This is a genomic window from Actinokineospora spheciospongiae, assembly GCF_000564855.1.
Taxonomy (GTDB): Bacteria; Actinomycetota; Actinomycetes; order Mycobacteriales; family Pseudonocardiaceae; genus Actinokineospora; species Actinokineospora spheciospongiae.
Genome location: NZ_AYXG01000103.1, coordinates 1 through 16,586, shown reverse-complemented (window position 1 = coordinate 16,586; position 16,586 = coordinate 1). Strand labels below are relative to the sequence as shown.

The window sequence follows — 16,586 nt, the reverse complement described above, 5'->3', positions numbered from 1 at the left end:
TCAGCCGATCCTGGAGATCACCTGCTCGGCGGTGTCGATCGGGATCGAGAAGCCGATGCCGACGCTGCCCGCCGCGCCGTCCGAGGTGGACACGGGGGAGTAGATGGCGGAGTTGATGCCGATGACCCGGCCCGCGGTGTCGAACAGCGGTCCGCCGGAGTTGCCCTGGTTGATCGAGGCGTCGGTCTGGATCGCCTTGTAGGACACGGTCGAACCGCCGGACACGCGGCTGGTGGGGCCCTCCGAGCCGATGTTCACGTCGCGGTCGAGGGCGCTGACGATGCCCGTGGTCACCGTCCCCTGCAAACCGGCGGGGGAGCCGATGGCGATCACCTGGTCACCGACCCTGACCGCCGACGAGTCGCCCAGGGTGGCGGCGGTCAGCCCGCTGACGCCCTGGACCTGGATGACCGCGAGGTCCGCGCCAGCGTCGGAGCCGACGACGGTGGCCGGGGCGGTCTTGCCGTCGGAGAAGGTGACCGTGATGTCGCGGGCGCCCTCGACCACGTGGTTGTTGGTCAGGATGCGGCCGTCGGCGCTGAGCACCACACCGGAGCCGATGCCCTCGGCGTTGCCCAGCCGCACGGTGATCTGCACGACGCTCGGCATTACCTTCGCGGCGATGGCGGACACGTCGGTGGCCGTGGTCGCCGACAGCGGCGCCGCGTTCGAGGTGGCGGTGGTCGAGGTCGCGGTGGACGCGCCGTCGGAGCCGATGACCGCCCCCGCCGCCCCGCCGAGCAGACCCGCGCCGAGCACCGACGCCGCCACCAGCGCCACCGCGCCCCGCCGGAGCCTGCCCTGCCTCGGCTGCGGCAGCACCTGCCGCTGGTAGAAGGCGGGGATCTGCTGCCCGTACCCGGCCTGCCCACCCCGGCCCTGCTCGGAACCCGCCGCCTGCGGGTGAGCGGCCTGAGCAGGCCCGCCCCGCGCATGACCCGCCTGCGCGGCGGCCGGGTCGTGCTGCCCGACCAGGGGCCTGCCGTCGGGGTGCTGCGCCGATGGCGGTGGCTGGTGGCCGTTGGGCCGGTGCCCGTACCCGGCCTGTTCGCCCCGCCCCTGCTCGGCCGCTGCCTGCGGGTGGGCCGCTTGCGCGGCGGCCGGGTTGTGCTGCCCGACCAGGGGCTGGTGGCCACCGGAATGCGGTGCCTGCGGCATGTGGGCGCCGGGGTGCTGCGCCTGCTGCCCGGCCTGGTGCACGCCGGGGTGCTGCGCCGAGGTGGGGGCGTGCTGTCCGGCCTGCGGCTGGGCGCCGGGGGCGGGCGGGGACTGCGGACCGGGGGCTGCCTGCTGGGGCGTCTGCGGGGCTGGGCGCTGCTGCGGGTGGCCGGGTTCGACTCGACCGGCGGGCTGCTGCCACGGCTGGGAAGAACCGCCGGGGTTCGCGGGGGGCTGCCACGCGGCGCGCGGTTCGGGGGTCTCGTTCGGCTGCTGCGGTCCGGGGTTCGTCATGGCATGGACTCTCCCGCCGGATCTTGAGAACAACCTGTGCGCAGGCGAGGGATTGCCCAAGAGAGCGGGCCCGCCCCCGGCGGCAGCGGATCGTCGGGTCCCCCCGACCGGTCCGCCCGACTAGGTTGGGGGCCGTGACCAGTGACACCTCCTTCCTCCGGCTCCAGGCGCGCACCCAGCGCTTCACGCTCGGTTCCCCCCGCGAGTTCCGCATCGCCGCCGACGGCAGCCACGTCCTGTTCCTGCGGTCGTCCTCCGGGGAGGACCGCACGCACGCCCTGTGGGTGCAGGACCTGTCCACCGGGCAGGAGACCCGGCTGGGTGACCCCGGCGAGCTGCTGCTGGGCGGCACCGAGGAGCTGTCGGCCGAGGAGCGGGCCCGGCGCGAGCGCTCCCGCGAGCAGGGCGGCGGCGTGATGGGCAACGCCACCGACGCCGCTGCCCGGGTGTGCGCGTTCGCGCTGTCCGGGCGGCTGTTCGTGGCCGACGCGCTGACCGGCGCGGCGGGCGAGGTGGCCACCGCCACCCCGATCATCGACCCGCGGCCCGACCCCGGCGGCACGCACGTCGCGTACGTGTCCGGGGGTGCCCTGCGGGTGGTCGGCGTCGACGGCGCCGACGACCGGGCGCTGGCCGAGCCCGGCGGCCCGGACGAGACCTATGGGCTGGCCGAGTTCATCGCCGCCGAGGAGATGGGGCGCTCGCGCGGCTTCTGGTGGTCCCCGGACGGCACCCGGCTGCTGGTCGCGCACGCCGACAAGAGCGCGGTGCGGCGCTGGCACATCGCCGACCCGGCCGATCCCGCCGCCACCCCGCACGTGGTGTCCTACCCGGCCGCGGGCACCGACAACGTGACCGTCCGCCTGGAGGTCATCGGCCTCGACGGCACCCGCGTCCCGGTTGACTGGGACAACCGGGCCACCCCGTACCTGGTGGCGGTGCACTGGTCGGCCGCGGGCAAGCCGCTGATCGCCGTGCAGTCCCGCGACCAGAAGACGGTCGAGGTCCGCGCCGTCGACCCGGACACCGGCGCCACCGAGCTGCTGCACACCGAGACCGACGACACCTGGGTGGAGATCTCCCCCGGGGTGCCCGCGTGGACCCCGGGCGGTGACCTGGTCCGCATCGCCGCCCGCGACGGTGCGAACCGGCTGTTCGTCGGTGAGGAGTGCGTCAGCGGCGACCTCCAGGTGCGCTCGGTGCTGCACGTCGGCGACGACGTCCTGTTCACCGCCTCCGCCGAGGACCCCACCCAGGTCCACGTCTACACGTCCGGCCCGAACCGGGTGTCCACTGAGGACGGAGTGCACAGCGCGACCCGGGCGGGCGACGTCATCGTGCTGGTGTCCTGGTCGCTGGAGTGGGCCGGGCCGAAGGTGCGGGTGCTGCGCGGCGGCGAGGAGATCGGCACCGTCACGAGCCTGGCCACCGAGCCGCCGATCGTGCCCGACGTCCGGCTGCTCACCGTCGGCGAGCGCGGGCTGCGGGTGGGCCTGCTGTACCCGACCGGGCACGTCCCGGGCACCAAGGTCCCGGTGCTGATGGACCCCTACGGCGGCCCGCACGCGCAGCGGGTGCTCTCCACCCGCAACGCCTTCGTGAACCCGCAGTGGCTGGCCGACCAGGGCTTCGCCGTCCTCGTCGCCGACGGCCACGGCACGCCGGGGCGCGGCCCGGAGTGGGAGCGGGCGATCGCAGGCGACTTCGCGGGCGTCACCCTGGCCGACCAGGTCGACGCGCTGCACGCCGTCGCCGCCGAGCACCCCGACCTCGACCTGGACCGGGTCGGCATCCGCGGCTGGTCCTACGGCGGCTACCTGTCCGCGCTCGCCGTGCTGCGCGCCCCCGAGGTGTTCCACGCCGCCATCTCCGGTGCCCCGGTCACCGACTGGCGCCTGTACGACACCCACTACACCGAGCGCTACCTCGGCCACCCCGACGAGCGGCCCGAAGTGTACGACCGCAACTCGCTCATCGACGACGCGCCCAACCTGGACCGGCCGCTGCTGCTGATCCACGGCCTCGCCGACGACAACGTGGTGGTCGCGCACTCGCTGCGGCTGTCCACCGCGCTGGTGGCGGCGGGCCGCCCGCACGCCCTGCTGCCGCTGCCCGGGGTCACGCACATGGCCCCACAGGAGGACGACGTGGCGGAGAACTTCATGCTGATGCAGTTGCGCTGGCTCAAGGGCGCCCTCGGCGTCTGAGCGCCGCGGCGGCGGGGAACCCCGGTGGCAGAACGGGTTCCCCGCCGCCGCCGTTTCAGCTCCGGTCGTGATCGGCCGCGATCCGGGTCATCAAGTTCACCGAATCGATATGATCAAGCGCCGCTGAGGCGATGGTGGCGGTGATCGCGGTGAACAGCTCGACGTGCTCGGGGGCGTCCAAGAAGCCCGAGGAGCCCTCGTGTTCCAGGTAGACCAGCGGGGACGACTTGCGGAAGCGCAGCACCGCGAACCGCCCCGGGTTGCGGTAGCCGCCGTGCCGGAACGGCACCACCCGGACGGTCACGTTGGACTGCCGCGCCCGGCTGATCAGCCACCGGATCTGCGCGGCCATCGCCACCCCGCCGCCCACCGGCCTGCGCAGCACCGCCTCGTCCAGGAACGCCACGTACTCCGGCGCGGACAGCTTCGACAGCACCGCCTGCCGCCCCACCCTGGCGCTCACCCGCTGCTCCAGCGCGGTGCCGAACGCCATGCTCTGCGCCTGCGCGGCCCGGGCGTACTGGGCGGTCTGCAGCAGCCCGGGCACCGAGGTCGGGGCGAAGTCGACGATCGTGGTCGCCTGCGCCTCGAACCGGGCCAGCGCGGCCGGGTCCGGCGCCATCCCCAGCCAGCCGGGCACGGGGAGTTCGCCCGCCAGTTCCAGCACCGCCCTGCGGTCGTCGGTGGTGGCGCCGTAGACGGCCAGCATGCCGCCCAGTTCCTCGGTGGAGGCCTCGCGCTTGGCGTTCTCGGTGCGGTTGAGGCTCGCCGAGGAGATGCCCAGCCGCCGGGCGGCGCCCCGGGTGGTCAGCCCGGAGCGGACCCGCAGCGTGGTCAGCTCGGTGGCGAGCGCCCGCATCCGCGCGGACAGTCGTTCACTCATGCGGCCACAATGGGCACTCCCGGGCCGCGAAGCAACCGCCGCAGATGGTGGAATGGTTGCAGGACTTGAAATCCAGCGCGAGAGCCGGTTACTTCGGCGCCAGCGCCCGCACCATCTCGGCCGGGTCGGCCGCGGTGGGCAGCACGGCGATGACCGGGGTGGTCAGCCCGTTGTCCACGTAGGACTGGACCTGCTCCCGGCAGCTCTCCGGCGACCCGTGCACGACCAGGTCGTCGACCACCTCGTCGGGGATGGCCGCGTTGGCGGCCTTGCGGTCGCCCGCCGCCCACGCCTCGTGCATCGGGCGCAGCAGCTCACCGCGGCCGAGCCAGTCGTGGAAGGCGGCGTAGGCCGGGACGGTCAGGTAGCTGCTGATCAGCAGCCTGCCCAGCCCCCGCGCCGCCTCGGCGTCCTCGGTCGGGCAGACGAACACCCGCGCCACCAGCTCGGCGTCCGACCCCAGCTCGGCGCGCACCTTCGGCACGTCGCCCGCGCCCAGCCAGTTGGTGATCGCCCCGTCGGCCTCGCGCGCGGCCAACCGCAGCATCCCCGGCCGCAGCGCGGCGAGCAGGATCTCCGGGGCGGTGGCGGGCGGGCGCTCCAGCCGGAACTTCGACACGGCGAAGGTGTCGTACTCGGCGCTGACCTTCTCCCCGGCCAGGGCCGAGCGCAGGAACCGCAGCGTGTCCCGGGTCCGCTTGAACGGCTCGGTGAACTCGGCGGCGTTCCACCCCCGCACGATCGTCGGCGACGAGGTGCCGATGCCCAGCGCGAACCGGCCGGGGGCCAGCTCGGCGATGGTGGCCGCGCTCATCGCCAGCAGCCCGGGACCACGGGTGTAGACCGGGACGATGGCGGTGCCCAGCCGCAGCTCCGGCGCCCACTCGGCGGCCAACGCCAGCGGGGTGAACGCGTCGGTGCCCGCCGTCTCGGCCGTCCAGGCGTCGGTGTACCCGAGGTCCGGCAGCTCCTTGACCAGCTCGCGGTGCGCCGCCAGCGGCACCCCGGTCAACGGCAACGTGATACCCCACCGAGCCATGCGACCTCCTCGTCCGAGTTCGGCCGACCCTACCGCGTGGTAGCGCATCGGCGGAGGTGGTCGTGCGCACGGGCGGGGGGCTCCGCGCAGGCCCTACCGGAAATCCGGCAGGGTCAGTTCTTCCATGAGGTCTCGGGTCTCCTGCGCGTCGGGGTGGTCGAGCAACCACCGCAGGGCGGTCGTCGAGTCGTTGAGGGCCGTGCCGAATTCCGCCAGCTGGTTGAGGGTGAGTTCGCCCCGGCTGAGGGCGGCCAGGATCTGGGCCGGGTAGATGCGCACGTCGATGAGGTTGCCGTGGATGAAGCAGATCTGGCTGGGTGGCGTGGTGGCGCTCACGCTGCTCCGGTCCGGGTGATCTGCTCGGCGAGCAGGCGGTGGCAGGTGTGCAGGACGCTGGTTTCCAGGCTTTCCAGCCGTTCGACCTCGGCCGGGTTGAGCAGGCCCATTTCCAGGGAGTAGTAGATCTGGTGGGCTGTGGTGACGAGGGTCTGGAGGGCGGTGACGAAGGAAACCGGAATGGTCGGCGTTCCGGGCAGGAGTGGGTTGTCGGCTGTCCCGATTGTCATGGGTGGCGTCCGTGTGCTGCTCGAAGTGGCGGTGGCCGGGGGCAGCCGCCCCCGGCCTGTCGCAGACCACGCTATGCCGTGGGCGTGCCCGCGGTGTTTCGCGATGAATCCACCGGCGAATTCACCCGAAAGGTCAGGCGGTGACCCCCATGCGGTAGGCCATGCCCCGCAGCTCCCGGCCGACGCTGTCGTGCTTCGCTTTGCGAACCAGGTCGATGACAGTCTCGCGGAAGAAAGGATTTCCCTGCATTCGTTGTGGAGCGATCTTCTCGGCCTTGGCCAATGCCGCGACTGCCTGCGGTCGTGTGCGCTTGTCGCAGGCAAGCCCCCGGCCGAGGTCGGCGTAGAACATCCCTTGTCGTTCCAGTGACGGCATGCTTTCGATGTGCACGTGACGGGCTGTCTCGGCCACCTTGGCCCCGTCGCCCATTTCAACCCCCAGGCCGATGCGCCAGATGCCGACGTTCGTCCGACCGAACTGCAAACCCGCGAAGGGGTTCACGTCGTCAGGGAGCCGATGTGCGACAGCGGCTGCCTCGTCGAGGTGGCCATCCGTCTCGGGTCGGTTTTTTTGGGTCGCCCTGGTCAGTGCGCCATGGAGGTGCAGCATTCCGTAGATTTGCGCGACCTCGGGTGAGTCCATGTGCGGCTCAAGGGTGTTGAGCGTGGCGAGCGTGAGATCGTAGTTGCGCTTCCTGCTGCTGCCGTTTGCGGTGTTGAGGATCTTGATCCACGTGGCCAGGCCGAGCCAGTGCGGCTCGTCGAGTTCCTCGGCTGCCCGGCGAGCGTGGTGTGCCGCGAGTTGGGGAAGTCCCTGGACCCCTTGGAAGTAGGTCAGGCTCCGCGCTGCGCGATAGGCGTATATCATTCCTTCGAGTGCTTGGCGGCGATTTTTCGGATCGTCGTTGTAACTCGCATGGAGGTCCGCAATCAGCTTGGGAACCATCAACCCCAGGGCTATGTAATCGCATCGGGGGAGTATCTCCGTGTTCATCTTGCGGATTTCGGCCAGTACGGAATCCCATGGTCGAACGGCAACGTCAGAGGGCTGACCGAGTTCGTAATCACTCAGCGCGGCTGATACCGCGACGATTCCGGCATGTGCCTCGCTGGACAGTTGGTCCGATCGGGGGATCGGTTGGCCCGCCAGTTCCGAGGGCGCCACGCGCAGTGCGGCGGCCAGCGCTTCCAGCACCGACCGCTTGTCGACCGCGCGCCTGCCGTTCTCGATGTTGGTCACGTGTGAGCGGGACAGGCCCGCGAGGTCCGCCAGCACGGTCTGGGTCAGGCCCCGCCACTCGCGCAGTTCCTTGAGCCGGTGCCCAATGCTGTGATCGGTGTGCATCAGTCGCCCCTTCCACGGCTTGTGCTTCCATGGTAGGCCGGGTGGGCAAGCGAACCCGTTCGGACGAACCGGATGCGCTCTACCCTCCACATGGGACGAATGTCCGGCCGGGGCGTTCAGCGCGCCGCGCGGACCTGTTCTCCACCATCGCCCGGGGCCACGCCCACGAATCGGTCGGTCACCTGTGCCCTGGGTCCGACAGCAGCGCCCGCACCTGGCTGACCAGGTAGAGCGACCCGGTGACCAGGTGCGTCGGCTCCGGCCGGCCCCGCAGCGCGGCCAGCGCCTCCGCCAGCCCGGGGCACACCTCGACCGAGGCGAACCCCAGCGCGGTGGCCCGCTCGGCCAGTTCCACGGCGGGCACGGAGCGCTTCGGCAGGTCGCCGAGCACGGTGAACTCCGGGACCACCAGGTGGGCCGCCAGCGGGAGCAGCGCCAGCAGGGCGGCGTCCAGCTTCGCCGGGGGCGACACCAGCAGGTTGGCCAGCACCGCCGCCGAGGTCACCCCGCGCTCGGCCAGGCTCTCCCGCAGCGCGTCGAGCTTCTGCGGGTTGTGCGCGCCGTCGAGCACCAGGTCGCCGTACTGTTCCAGCCTGCCCGGCGGCTGCGCGGACACCAGCGCCGACGGCGTCACCGCCCGGCCCAGGACCGCCGACGTCGCCGCCCTGGCCAGGGACCAGTTGCGGCGCTGGAACAGCGGCAGGTCGGCGGGGCCCTCGTCGTGCACCACGGTCAGCGCCGCGCCCACCCGGTCGGCGTGCTCGCGCACGACGGCCATGGCCACCGGGTCCTGCGCCAGCAGCAGCGCGGTGTTGCCGGGGTGGATGATCCCGGCCTTCTGCGCGGCGATCTCTGGCAGGGTCTCGCCCAGGACCTCGGTGTGGTCGAGGCCGATGTCGCCGATCGCGCACACCTTGTCGGCCCGGGTGGCGGTGTTGGTCCCGTCGAGCAGGCCGCCCAGTCCGGTCTCGACCACCGCGACGTCCACACCCAGCTCGGCGAACGCCCAGTAGGCGAAGGCGACCAGCACCTCGAAGTAGGTCAGCGGCCCGGTCACCTTCGGCAGGAACCGGCCCAGCAGCTCCAGGAAAACCGGTTCCGGCAACGGTTCCCCGTCGACCTGCACCCGCTCGGTGACCGAGGTGATGTGCGGCGACACGGTCAGCCCCGTGCGCAGCCCGGCCTCCTGCAGCATGGCGCGGGCGAAGTAGGCGGTGGAGGTCTTGCCGGAGGTCCCCGCCACGTGCACGACCCGCAGGCGGTCCTGCGGTGCGCCGATGCCGTCGAGGAAGGACCGCAGCCGGTCGAGGGAGTAGCCGACGCGCAGCGCGGCGCTGCCCGGGACGAACCGGTACAGCTCGGCCGCGGCCTCGTCCAGGGACCTGAAGTCCCGCCGCTCCCGCACGCGTCTCCCGATCGGCGAGCCCGGTTACTATCCGGGCCATGAAGGATTCGACTATCGGCTCGTGGCTCGCCGAACTCGGGGATCGTACCCCCACGCCCGGCGGGGGCGGCGCGGCCGCGCTGCTGGCCGCGACCGGCGCCTCGCTGGTCGGCATGGTGAGCTCGTACACCACCGGGGGCAAGTGGGCCGACCGCGAAGCCGACATGCTGGCCGTCAAGGCCGAGTCCGACCTGCTGCGCGAGCAGGCCCTCGCCCTGGCCGCCGCCGACGCCGAGGCGTTCGCCGCGGTCGGCGCCGCCTACGGCCTGCCCCGCGCCACCGACGAGGACAAGGCCGCCCGCCGCACCGCGATCCAGGCCGCGCTGCGCGGCGCGGCGCAGCCGCCCGCCGAGGTCGGCCGGGTCGCCACCCGGATCGTCGAGCTGGCCGACGGCCTGGTCGAGCGGGGCAACCCGAACGTCGTCTCCGACGTGGCCGTGGCCGCCTCCAGCGCCGCCGCCGCGCTGGAGTCCGCGATCGTCAACATCGAGATCAACGTGGCCTCGATCAAGGACGCCGAGGTCGCCGACGGCCTGCGCGCCACCGTCACCGAGCTGACCGGGGCGATCGAGCGCGCCCGCGGGATCGTCGAGCGCGTCCGGGAGGGTCTGCGTGGCTGAGAACCTGAGCGGCAAGGCACTCGCCACCGCCATCCGCGCGGACGTCGCCGAGCGCGCCGCGAAGCTCACCGCCTCCGGGGTCACCCCGGCGCTGGCCATCGTCGTGGCCACCGACGACGACGGCACGCTCTGGTACGTGCGGTCGATCGTCAAGGCCGCCGAGAAGGTCGGGGTCCGCGCGGTCATCCACACCGTGGAGAACCCCACCGTCGAGGCGATCGCGGCCACGCTGACCGAGCTGGCCGCCGACGACGGCACGCACGGCATCATCCTCCAGACGCCGCTGCCCAAGGGCGTGTCCCTCACCGACCTGGCGCACCTCATCCCGGCCGCCAAGGACATCGACGGGGCGAGCCCGGTCAGCGCGGGCAACCTGGTCATCGGCACCCCGGCGTTCGCCCCGGCCACCGCCGAGGCGTGCCTGGAGCTGCTGGCCCACCACGGGGTGCCGCTCAGCGGCAAGCGCGCGGTCGTCATCGGGCGCAGCGCCGTGGTCGGCAAGCCGGTCGCGCAACTGCTGCTGCGCGCCGACGCCACGGTGACCGTGACGCACTCGCGGACCGTCGACCTCCCCGCCGTCGCGCGCACGGCCGAGGTGCTGGTCGTGGCCATCGGACGGGCGGACTTCGTGACCGCCGAGCACGTGGCGCCGGGCGCGGTCGTGATTGATGTGGGCACGAACACCGCGGCGGACGGGTCGCTCGTCGGCGACGTCGAGGCGGCGTCGGTCGACGGGGTCGCGGGCGTGCTGTCCCCGGTTCCGGGCGGCGTCGGGCCGGTGACCACGGCGTTGCTGCTGCGGCACGCGGTGGCGGCGGCCGAGGGCGGCTTCTGAGCCCGCCGAGGGTGGTCTTCGGCGTGCGGGGCACGTCACCATCGCCCCGGGGTTGATCCACTCGTATTGTCGGTAAGGGTTGCCTCACTTGTCGACGTCGAAGGGGTCAGATGACCTACGAGCCCGCGGCCCTGGCCGCGCCGGACGCGGTGCGCGCCCTGGTGTCGGTGGCGCTGGACGCCCTGGCCGAGGGGGCTCGCCAGCGCGGCGGGCCGGTGCCCGCGGGCGGACCCGCGGCGCTGGCCGTCGCCGACGACCCGGTGCCCGCCACCGGGATCGGCGCGGTCGCCGCGCTGGCCGCGCTGACCAGGCGGTTCGCCGCCGGGTCGGCCGACCCGGCGGACCCGTGGTGCGCGGCGCACCTGCACTGCCCGCCGCTGGCCGTGGCCGCCGCGGCAGACCTGGTGGCCAGCGTGCTCAACCCGTCGATGGACTCCTGGGACCAGGCGCCGGTGGCCAGCGAGCTGGAGGGCGAGCTGACCAGGGGACTGGCCCGGCTCTGCCACCCGGCGGCCCCCGCGCCGGACGCGCTGGTCACCACCGGCGGCACCGAGTCGAACCTGATCGCGCTGCTGCTCGCCAGGGAGACCCTGGGGCGGGTGACGGTCGTCTGCGGGCGCAACGCCCACCACAGCGTCGCCCGCGCGGCCTGGCTGCTGGGGCTGGCCGAGCCGGTGCCGGTCGACTGCGTGGACGACCGGGTGGACCCGGCCGCGCTCGGCGCCGCACTGGCGCGGGTCGCGGGCCCGGCCGTGGTCGTGGCCACCCTGGGGACCACCAACACCGGCGCCCTCGACCCGCTGCCCGAGATCGCCGCCACCGCCCGCGCGGCCGGGGCGTGGCTGCACGTCGACGCCGCCTACGCCGGCGCGCTGCTGTTCAGCGACCGCCGGTCCCTGCCCGCGCTCGACCAGGCCGACTCCGTCGCCCTCGACCTGCACAAGTTCGGCTGGCAGCCGATCGCGGCGGGCCTGCTCGTCTGCGCCGACTCCGGGGTCCTGCGCGCGCTGAGCACCAGCGCCGACTACCTCAGCGCCGACGACGACACCGAGGCCGGCCTGCCCGACCTGCTCGGCCGCTCGCTGCGCACGTCCCGCCGCCCGGACGCGTTCAAGATCGCCGTCACGCTGCGCGCGCTGGGCCGCTCCGGGGTCGGCGCCCTGGTCGACCACTGCTGCGACACCGCCACCGCCGTCGCCGGTGCCGTCCGCGCCCACCCCCGGCTGCGGCTGTGGGCGGAGCCGACGCTGTCGACGGTCCTGTTCCGGCCGGTCGACGCCCCCGACGCCCGGGTCGCCGAGATCCGCCGCGACCTGCTGAGCTCGGGCACCGCCGTGCTCGGCCGGGCCCAGGTCGACGGCGAGCTGTGGCTCAAGCTGACGCTGCTGCACCCGCACACCGCGGTCGAGGACTACGCGCCGCTGCTGGACCTCGTCGCCGGGCGGGCGGGATGACCCCGCTCGACCTCGCGGGCATCGGCGTCGGCCCGTTCAACCTGTCGCTGGCTGCGCTCGCCGACGGCGTCGACGGGCTGTCGACCGCCTTCTTCGAGCGCGAACCCGGGTTCCGGTGGCACCCGGGGATGATGATCGACGGGACGACGCTCCAGGTGCCGTTCCTGGCCGACCTGGTCAGCCTGGTCGAGCCCGCGCACCCGTTGTCGTTCCTGAGCTACCTGCGCGCGCACGACCGCCTGTTCCCGTTCTACTTCGCCGAGAAGTTCCACATCCCGCGCGCGGAGTACGACGACTACTGCCGGTGGGCCGCGCGCCGGTTGCCCTGCCGGTTCGACAGCCCGGTGGAGTCCGTCCGGTGGTCCGACACCGAAGAGGCGTTCGTACTCGATGTGGGCGGTGAGCGGGTTCTCGCGCGCTCGGTCGTCCTGGGTGTGGGAACCGGTCCCGTACTACCGGAACTACTACGGGGACTGGACCGCGTGACCCACTCCGCGCAGTACCTCGCCGCCCGTGACCGGTTGGTCGAGGCCGACGACGTCACCGTCATCGGCTCCGGGCAGTCGGGCGCCGAGGTGTTCCTCGACCTGCTCCGCCGCCGCCGGGGCGCGGTGCGCTGGCTGACCAGGACCAGGGCCTTCGCGCCGATGGAGTACTCCAAGCTGGGGCTGGAGCAGTTCACCCCCGACTACACCCGTTACTTCCGCGGTCTCGCAGGCCCGGTCCGCGCCGCCCTGGTGCCCGCGCAGTGGCAGCTCCACAAGGCGATCAGCGCCGAGACCATCGCCGAGATCCACGACGAGCTGTACCGGCGCACGGTCGGCGGCGGCTGGCCCGACGCCACCCTCGCCCCCGGCGTCGAGGTCGTGGCGGCGACCGGGGCACCGGACGGGGTGCGGCTGCGGCTGCGGCACGTCGACCAGGGGACGACCAGCTCGCTGCGCACCACCGAGGTCGTGTGCGCCACGGGTTACGCGGAGCGCGACCTGGGCGGGCTCCTCGGCGACCTGCCCGCCCACGACGACGAGGGCAAGCTCGTCGTGGACGGTGACTACCGGGTCGCGCTGCGCCCGGGGGTGGCTGGCCGCCTCTACGCGCAGAACGCCGAACGCCACACGCACGGGGTGGGCGCACCGGACCTGGGACTGGCCGCGTGGCGGGCGGCGACGATCCTGAACTCGGTCTGCGGGCGGGTCGTGCACCGACTCCCGGAGCGCACGGCCTACACCACTTTCGGGTTCACTGGGGACTCGACAACCGAGGGGAGTGCGACGTGACGGCGTGGCGCGAGGCCGGGTCACTGGTGACCCACAAGGCGCTCGGCGAACTCAGCTACGAGGGCCTGCTGCGCCCGGTGCCCGACGGCGAACCGGACGACCGCGGCCACCGCCCCTGGCGGCTCGACCTCGCGGGCGGCGCCGTCTACCGGTTCGCCGCCCGACCGGGCGCCTTCGAGTCCTGGTCGGTCCGCGCGGGCAGCGCCACCCGCGACGGCGCCCCCGCCGACGACCCGCGCGCGCTCGTCGTCGACGCCCGCGCCGAACTGGGCCTCACCGGGCTGCGGCTGGCCGACGTGCTGGCCGAGCTGACCGCCACCGTCGCCAACGAGGCCGCCCGCCTCGACCGCGCGGTCACCGCCGCGGAACTGCTCACCCTCGACTACGACACCGCCGACAGCCACCTCACCGGCCACCCCCGCATCGTGCTCAACAAGGGCCGCGTCGGCTTCTCCGCCACCGACCGCGACCGCTACGCCCCCGAGTCGGGCCGCACGTTCGCCCTGCCGTGGCTGGCCGTGCACCGCGACCACGCCGCCTTCCGCTGCGTCGACGGGCTCACCGCCGACAGCCTGCTCACCGACGAACTCGGCGCCGAACTGCTCGCCGAGTTCCGCGCCAAGCTGGACTCCCCGCACGACTACGTGCTGGTCCCGGTCCACCCGTGGCAGGCGGACGAGATCATCGGCACCCTCTACGCAGCCGAGGTGGCCACCGGCGTGGTCGTCCCGGTGGGGGAGAGCCGCGACCGGTACCGGCCGCACCAGACCGTGCGGACCCTGGCCAACACCACCGACCCCGCCCGCCGCGACGTCAAGACGGCGGTGTCGGTCCGCAACACCCTCGTCTACCGGGGCCTGGCCTCGGCGGCGACCCTGGCCGCGCCGGAGGTCACCACCTGGCTGCGCACCGTCCACGAGTCCGACCCGCTGCTGCGCGACGAGTACCGCTTCGACCTGCTCGGCGAGGTGGCCAGCGTGTCGGTGCGGCACCCGCTGTTCGGCGCGGTCGAGGAACTGCCGTACCGGTTCCACGAGACCCTGGGCGCGCTGTGGCGGGAACCGATCCGCACCCGCCTGGCACCGGGGGAGCGGGCCCTGTCGTTCGCCGCACTGCCGTACCGGGGCCCCGACGGCGAGTCCGTCATCGCGCACCTGATCACCTCCTCCGGCCTGACCGCCGACGAGTGGCTGCGCCGCACCCTCGACCTCGCGCTGACCCCACTGCTGCACTGGCTCCTGGAACACGGCGTCGGCTTCTGCCCCCACGGCCAGAACCTCATCCTCATCACGGACGGGGATGGGGTGCCCCTGCGCGTGGCCATCAAGGACTTCGCCCAGGGCGTGGACCTGCTCGACGAACAACTCCCCGCCTACGAACTGCTCGGCACCGCCGCCTCGGCGGACATGCTCCGCTGGCCCGCCCACCTCCTGGTGCAATCGCTGTTCAGCTCCGTCTTCGCGGGCCAACTCAGGTTCCTCGCCGAAATCCTCTACGACGACCTGGACTACCCCCGCCCCCGCCTGTGGTCCCACGTCCGCGAAATCGTCGCCGCCTACCGCGACGCGCACCCGGCCACCACCACCCGGTTCGACGCCTGCGGCCTGTTCGCCCCCGACGTCGAACGCGTCTGCCTCAACCGCGAACACCTCGCGGGCCAGGGCTTCGACAAGATCGACCGGGACGACGAGTTCGACGTCCGCTCCGGCCGCGCCCGCAACCCCCTCGCCGCCCCGGACCCCCAGGGCGCCTGGTGACCCGACCCCCATCGACCACAGTGGACGCGTGGCCCCCGTGCCCGCCCCACCCGGAGACCGCCAGATGACCCTGCTCGACCACCGCCGCCCGGTCGGCCCCCGCCCACTCGCCGACCGCGCCCGCAAGGCCTCCGCCCTCGCGGGCCGACTCCGCGACGCGGTCGCCGACGGCAGCATCCGCCGCGTCGTCTGCCTCGTCCCCGACCCGCACGCCCGCTTCGACGCGGTCGAACTGGGCGCCCCCTTCTTCGTCGACTCCGTCCTGCCCAGCGGCTACGGCATGTGCGCCTACCTGTTCGGCACCAACGCTGAGCGCGAGGTCATCAACGCCCCCGCCGTCGACCAGTTCCTCGGCGGCTACGGCGACCTCCGCCTCCGCCCCGACCTCGCCACCCTCGCCCCCGCCCCCGGCCGCCCCGCCACCTGGCTGGTGGTCTGCGACGTCGAGTGGCCCGACGGCCGCCCCGTCCCGGAAGCCCCCCGCACCACCCTGCGCGACCAACTCGCCGCCCTGGAACAGGTCGGTGTCGTCCCGTCCGTCGGCATCGAGCACGAGGTCACCTTCACCACCCCCGAGGGAACCCCGCTCACCCCCACCGGCCTCGACTACGCGGTCCACGCGCTGACCCCGCTGCGCACCGTCCTGTCCGCAGTGGACACAGCACTCGACGAACTGGACCTCGGCCTGGAATCCGCCCGGGGCGAAGTCCACCCCGCCCAGTACGAGTACGTCCTCCGCCACCGAGACCCCCTCGCCGCCTGCGACGACGCCATGCTCCAACAACTGGCCGTCCGAGCCGCCGCAGCCGCAGTGGGCGTCCGAGCCGGCTACCTCGCCGCCGAAGCCCCCAACACCGGCAGCTCCTGCCACGTGCACGTCTCCCTGAACGACCCCGGCGGTGCCCCTCTGGGCGCGGGAGCCCGCCCCACGGAAATGTCCACCCTCTTCGGCCACTTCCTGGCGGGTGTCCTCCGAGCCGCCCCGGACCTGACGGCGTTCTGGGCCCCCACCTGGAACTCCTACGTCAGGCTCCGCACGGCACCGTTCTCCCCCCGCCAGGTCGGCTGGGGCACCGACAACCGCACCACGGCGGTCCGCCTGGCCGGCCAGGGCCCCAACCTCCGCCTGGAGGCCCGCTTCGCAGGCGCCGACGCCCAACCCCACCAGGTCGTCGCCGCCCTCCTCGCCGCAGGCCTCTCCGGCATCACCGACCGCCTCGACCCCCCACCCGAGGGCCGCGTCCAGGGCGACCTCGCCCGAACCCCCTGGGAGGCCCAACACCGCCTCGCCACCTCCAAACTCGCCCCCACCCTGCTGGGCGAGGAGGTCATCGCCCACAAACTGGCCATCTTCACCGAAGAACTCACCCAATCCCTGGACCCCGTCACCCCCTGGCACCGCACCCACGGCGACCTCCGCGCCTGACCAGCGCCAAGCCCCTGAACCACGAGCCCCGCCGACCAGCACGAACCCACCGACCCGGCAACCACCCGCCCCGAACCCCGCAGACCCCCAGCCGACCAGGCTGAACACCACCGGCGCACTCGCCACCGCCACCCCACTTGCCAGCCACCCTGCAATGCCGGCTCGCAACGCCAGCCCGCCCCCAGGTCACCAGAAACCCCACCGGCGCAGCCGCCGATGATCCCCATACCGCCGGCCCGGCGCCAGAATGCCCGGGTGGGTGGATGTGCTTGGGTGGGGGA

The 16,586-nt window shown here is 73.3% G+C and carries 14 protein-coding genes; 7 read left to right on the top strand and 7 right to left on the bottom strand.

Annotation, left to right across the window (positions count from 1 at the left end; all coding sequences use genetic code 11):
* The gene (locus tag UO65_RS14565) at positions 1-1,452 is read right to left on the bottom strand and encodes a S1C family serine protease (protein ID WP_233427578.1); all 1,452 of its coding nucleotides are present in this window, start codon (positions 1,450-1,452) and stop codon (positions 1-3) included.
* Positions 1,453-1,586: 134 nt separating this feature from the next.
* Between UO65_RS14565 and UO65_RS14560 the strand changes: the two genes are divergently transcribed.
* Positions 1,587-3,659, top strand: a complete 2,073-nt coding sequence (locus tag UO65_RS14560; RefSeq protein WP_035282889.1) for a S9 family peptidase — start codon at positions 1,587-1,589, stop codon at positions 3,657-3,659.
* A 55-nt stretch (positions 3,660-3,714) separates the two neighbouring features.
* On the opposite strand, the gene UO65_RS14555 is transcribed toward UO65_RS14560, so the two are convergent.
* The 6 genes from UO65_RS14555 to UO65_RS14530 all read right to left on the bottom strand — a co-directional run bounded on the left by UO65_RS14555 (position 3,715) and on the right by UO65_RS14530 (position 8,897).
* Positions 3,715-4,542, bottom strand: a complete 828-nt coding sequence (locus UO65_RS14555; RefSeq protein ID WP_063935942.1) for a helix-turn-helix domain-containing protein — start codon at positions 4,540-4,542, stop codon at positions 3,715-3,717.
* Between the two features lie 88 nt (positions 4,543-4,630).
* Positions 4,631-5,581: an LLM class F420-dependent oxidoreductase gene (locus UO65_RS14550; protein ID WP_035282887.1), complete on the bottom strand. Its 951-nt coding sequence runs from the start codon at positions 5,579-5,581 to the stop codon at positions 4,631-4,633.
* Positions 5,582-5,674: 93 nt separating this feature from the next.
* Positions 5,675-5,917: a hypothetical protein gene (locus UO65_RS14545; protein WP_035282885.1), complete on the bottom strand. Its 243-nt coding sequence runs from the start codon at positions 5,915-5,917 to the stop codon at positions 5,675-5,677.
* Positions 5,914-6,147 carry a hypothetical protein gene (locus UO65_RS14540; RefSeq protein ID WP_035282883.1) on the bottom strand — a complete coding sequence of 78 codons (234 nt, stop codon included), beginning with the start codon at positions 6,145-6,147 and terminating at the stop codon, positions 5,914-5,916. The genes UO65_RS14545 and UO65_RS14540 overlap by 4 nt, the downstream gene beginning before the upstream one ends.
* A gap of 133 nt (positions 6,148-6,280) precedes the next feature.
* Positions 6,281-7,492, bottom strand: coding sequence for a helix-turn-helix domain-containing protein (locus tag UO65_RS14535; RefSeq protein WP_035282882.1), 1,212 nt, complete (start codon positions 7,490-7,492; stop codon positions 6,281-6,283).
* 178 nt (positions 7,493-7,670) lie between these two features.
* Positions 7,671-8,897 (bottom strand): bifunctional folylpolyglutamate synthase/dihydrofolate synthase, encoded by a 1,227-nt coding sequence (locus UO65_RS14530; RefSeq protein ID WP_052021179.1) that lies wholly within the window; start codon positions 8,895-8,897, stop codon positions 7,671-7,673.
* A gap of 38 nt (positions 8,898-8,935) precedes the next feature.
* Between UO65_RS14530 and UO65_RS14525 the strand changes: the two genes are divergently transcribed.
* The 6 genes from UO65_RS14525 to UO65_RS14500 all read left to right on the top strand — a co-directional run bounded on the left by UO65_RS14525 (position 8,936) and on the right by UO65_RS14500 (position 16,305).
* Positions 8,936-9,556, top strand: coding sequence for a cyclodeaminase/cyclohydrolase family protein (locus UO65_RS14525; protein ID WP_035282881.1), 621 nt, complete (start codon positions 8,936-8,938; stop codon positions 9,554-9,556).
* A complete protein-coding gene (locus tag UO65_RS14520) occupies positions 9,549-10,391 on the top strand; it encodes a bifunctional 5,10-methylenetetrahydrofolate dehydrogenase/5,10-methenyltetrahydrofolate cyclohydrolase (protein WP_035282880.1) in 843 nt (280 codons plus the stop codon). The genes UO65_RS14525 and UO65_RS14520 overlap by 8 nt, the downstream gene beginning before the upstream one ends.
* Before the next feature lie 110 nt (positions 10,392-10,501).
* Entirely contained in the window at positions 10,502-11,845 is a 1,344-nt protein-coding gene (locus UO65_RS14515; RefSeq protein ID WP_035282879.1) for a pyridoxal phosphate-dependent decarboxylase family protein, read from the top strand.
* Positions 11,842-13,122, top strand: coding sequence for a lysine N(6)-hydroxylase/L-ornithine N(5)-oxygenase family protein (locus UO65_RS14510; RefSeq protein WP_052021178.1), 1,281 nt, complete (start codon positions 11,842-11,844; stop codon positions 13,120-13,122). The genes UO65_RS14515 and UO65_RS14510 overlap by 4 nt, the downstream gene beginning before the upstream one ends.
* Positions 13,119-14,879 (top strand): IucA/IucC family protein, encoded by a 1,761-nt coding sequence (locus UO65_RS14505; protein WP_035282878.1) that lies wholly within the window; start codon positions 13,119-13,121, stop codon positions 14,877-14,879. The genes UO65_RS14510 and UO65_RS14505 overlap by 4 nt, the downstream gene beginning before the upstream one ends.
* Positions 14,880-14,907: 28 nt before the next feature.
* Complete coding sequence (locus UO65_RS14500) at positions 14,908-16,305, top strand: glutamine synthetase (protein ID WP_233427577.1); 1,398 nt, start codon at positions 14,908-14,910, stop codon at positions 16,303-16,305.
* Positions 16,306-16,586: the final 281 nt, after the last annotated feature.

Bases quoted from the DNA above. Each gene is read 5' to 3' on its own strand.
- UO65_RS14515 (WP_035282879.1), top strand. From the start codon at position 10,502: ATGACCTACGAGCCCGCGGCCCTGGCCGCGCCGGACGCGGTGCGCGCC.
- UO65_RS14510 (WP_052021178.1), top strand. From the start codon at position 11,842: ATGACCCCGCTCGACCTCGCGGGCATCGGCGTCGGCCCGTTCAACCTG.
- UO65_RS14550 (WP_035282887.1), bottom strand. From the start codon at position 5,581: ATGGCTCGGTGGGGTATCACGTTGCCGTTGACCGGGGTGCCGCTGGCG.
- UO65_RS14555 (WP_063935942.1), bottom strand. From the start codon at position 4,542: ATGAGTGAACGACTGTCCGCGCGGATGCGGGCGCTCGCCACCGAGCTG.
- UO65_RS14535 (WP_035282882.1), bottom strand. From the start codon at position 7,492: ATGCACACCGATCACAGCATTGGGCACCGGCTCAAGGAACTGCGCGAG.
- UO65_RS14565 (WP_233427578.1), bottom strand. From the start codon at position 1,452: ATGACGAACCCCGGACCGCAGCAGCCGAACGAGACCCCCGAACCGCGC.
- UO65_RS14540 (WP_035282883.1), bottom strand. From the start codon at position 6,147: ATGACAATCGGGACAGCCGACAACCCACTCCTGCCCGGAACGCCGACC.
- UO65_RS14525 (WP_035282881.1), top strand. From the start codon at position 8,936: ATGAAGGATTCGACTATCGGCTCGTGGCTCGCCGAACTCGGGGATCGT.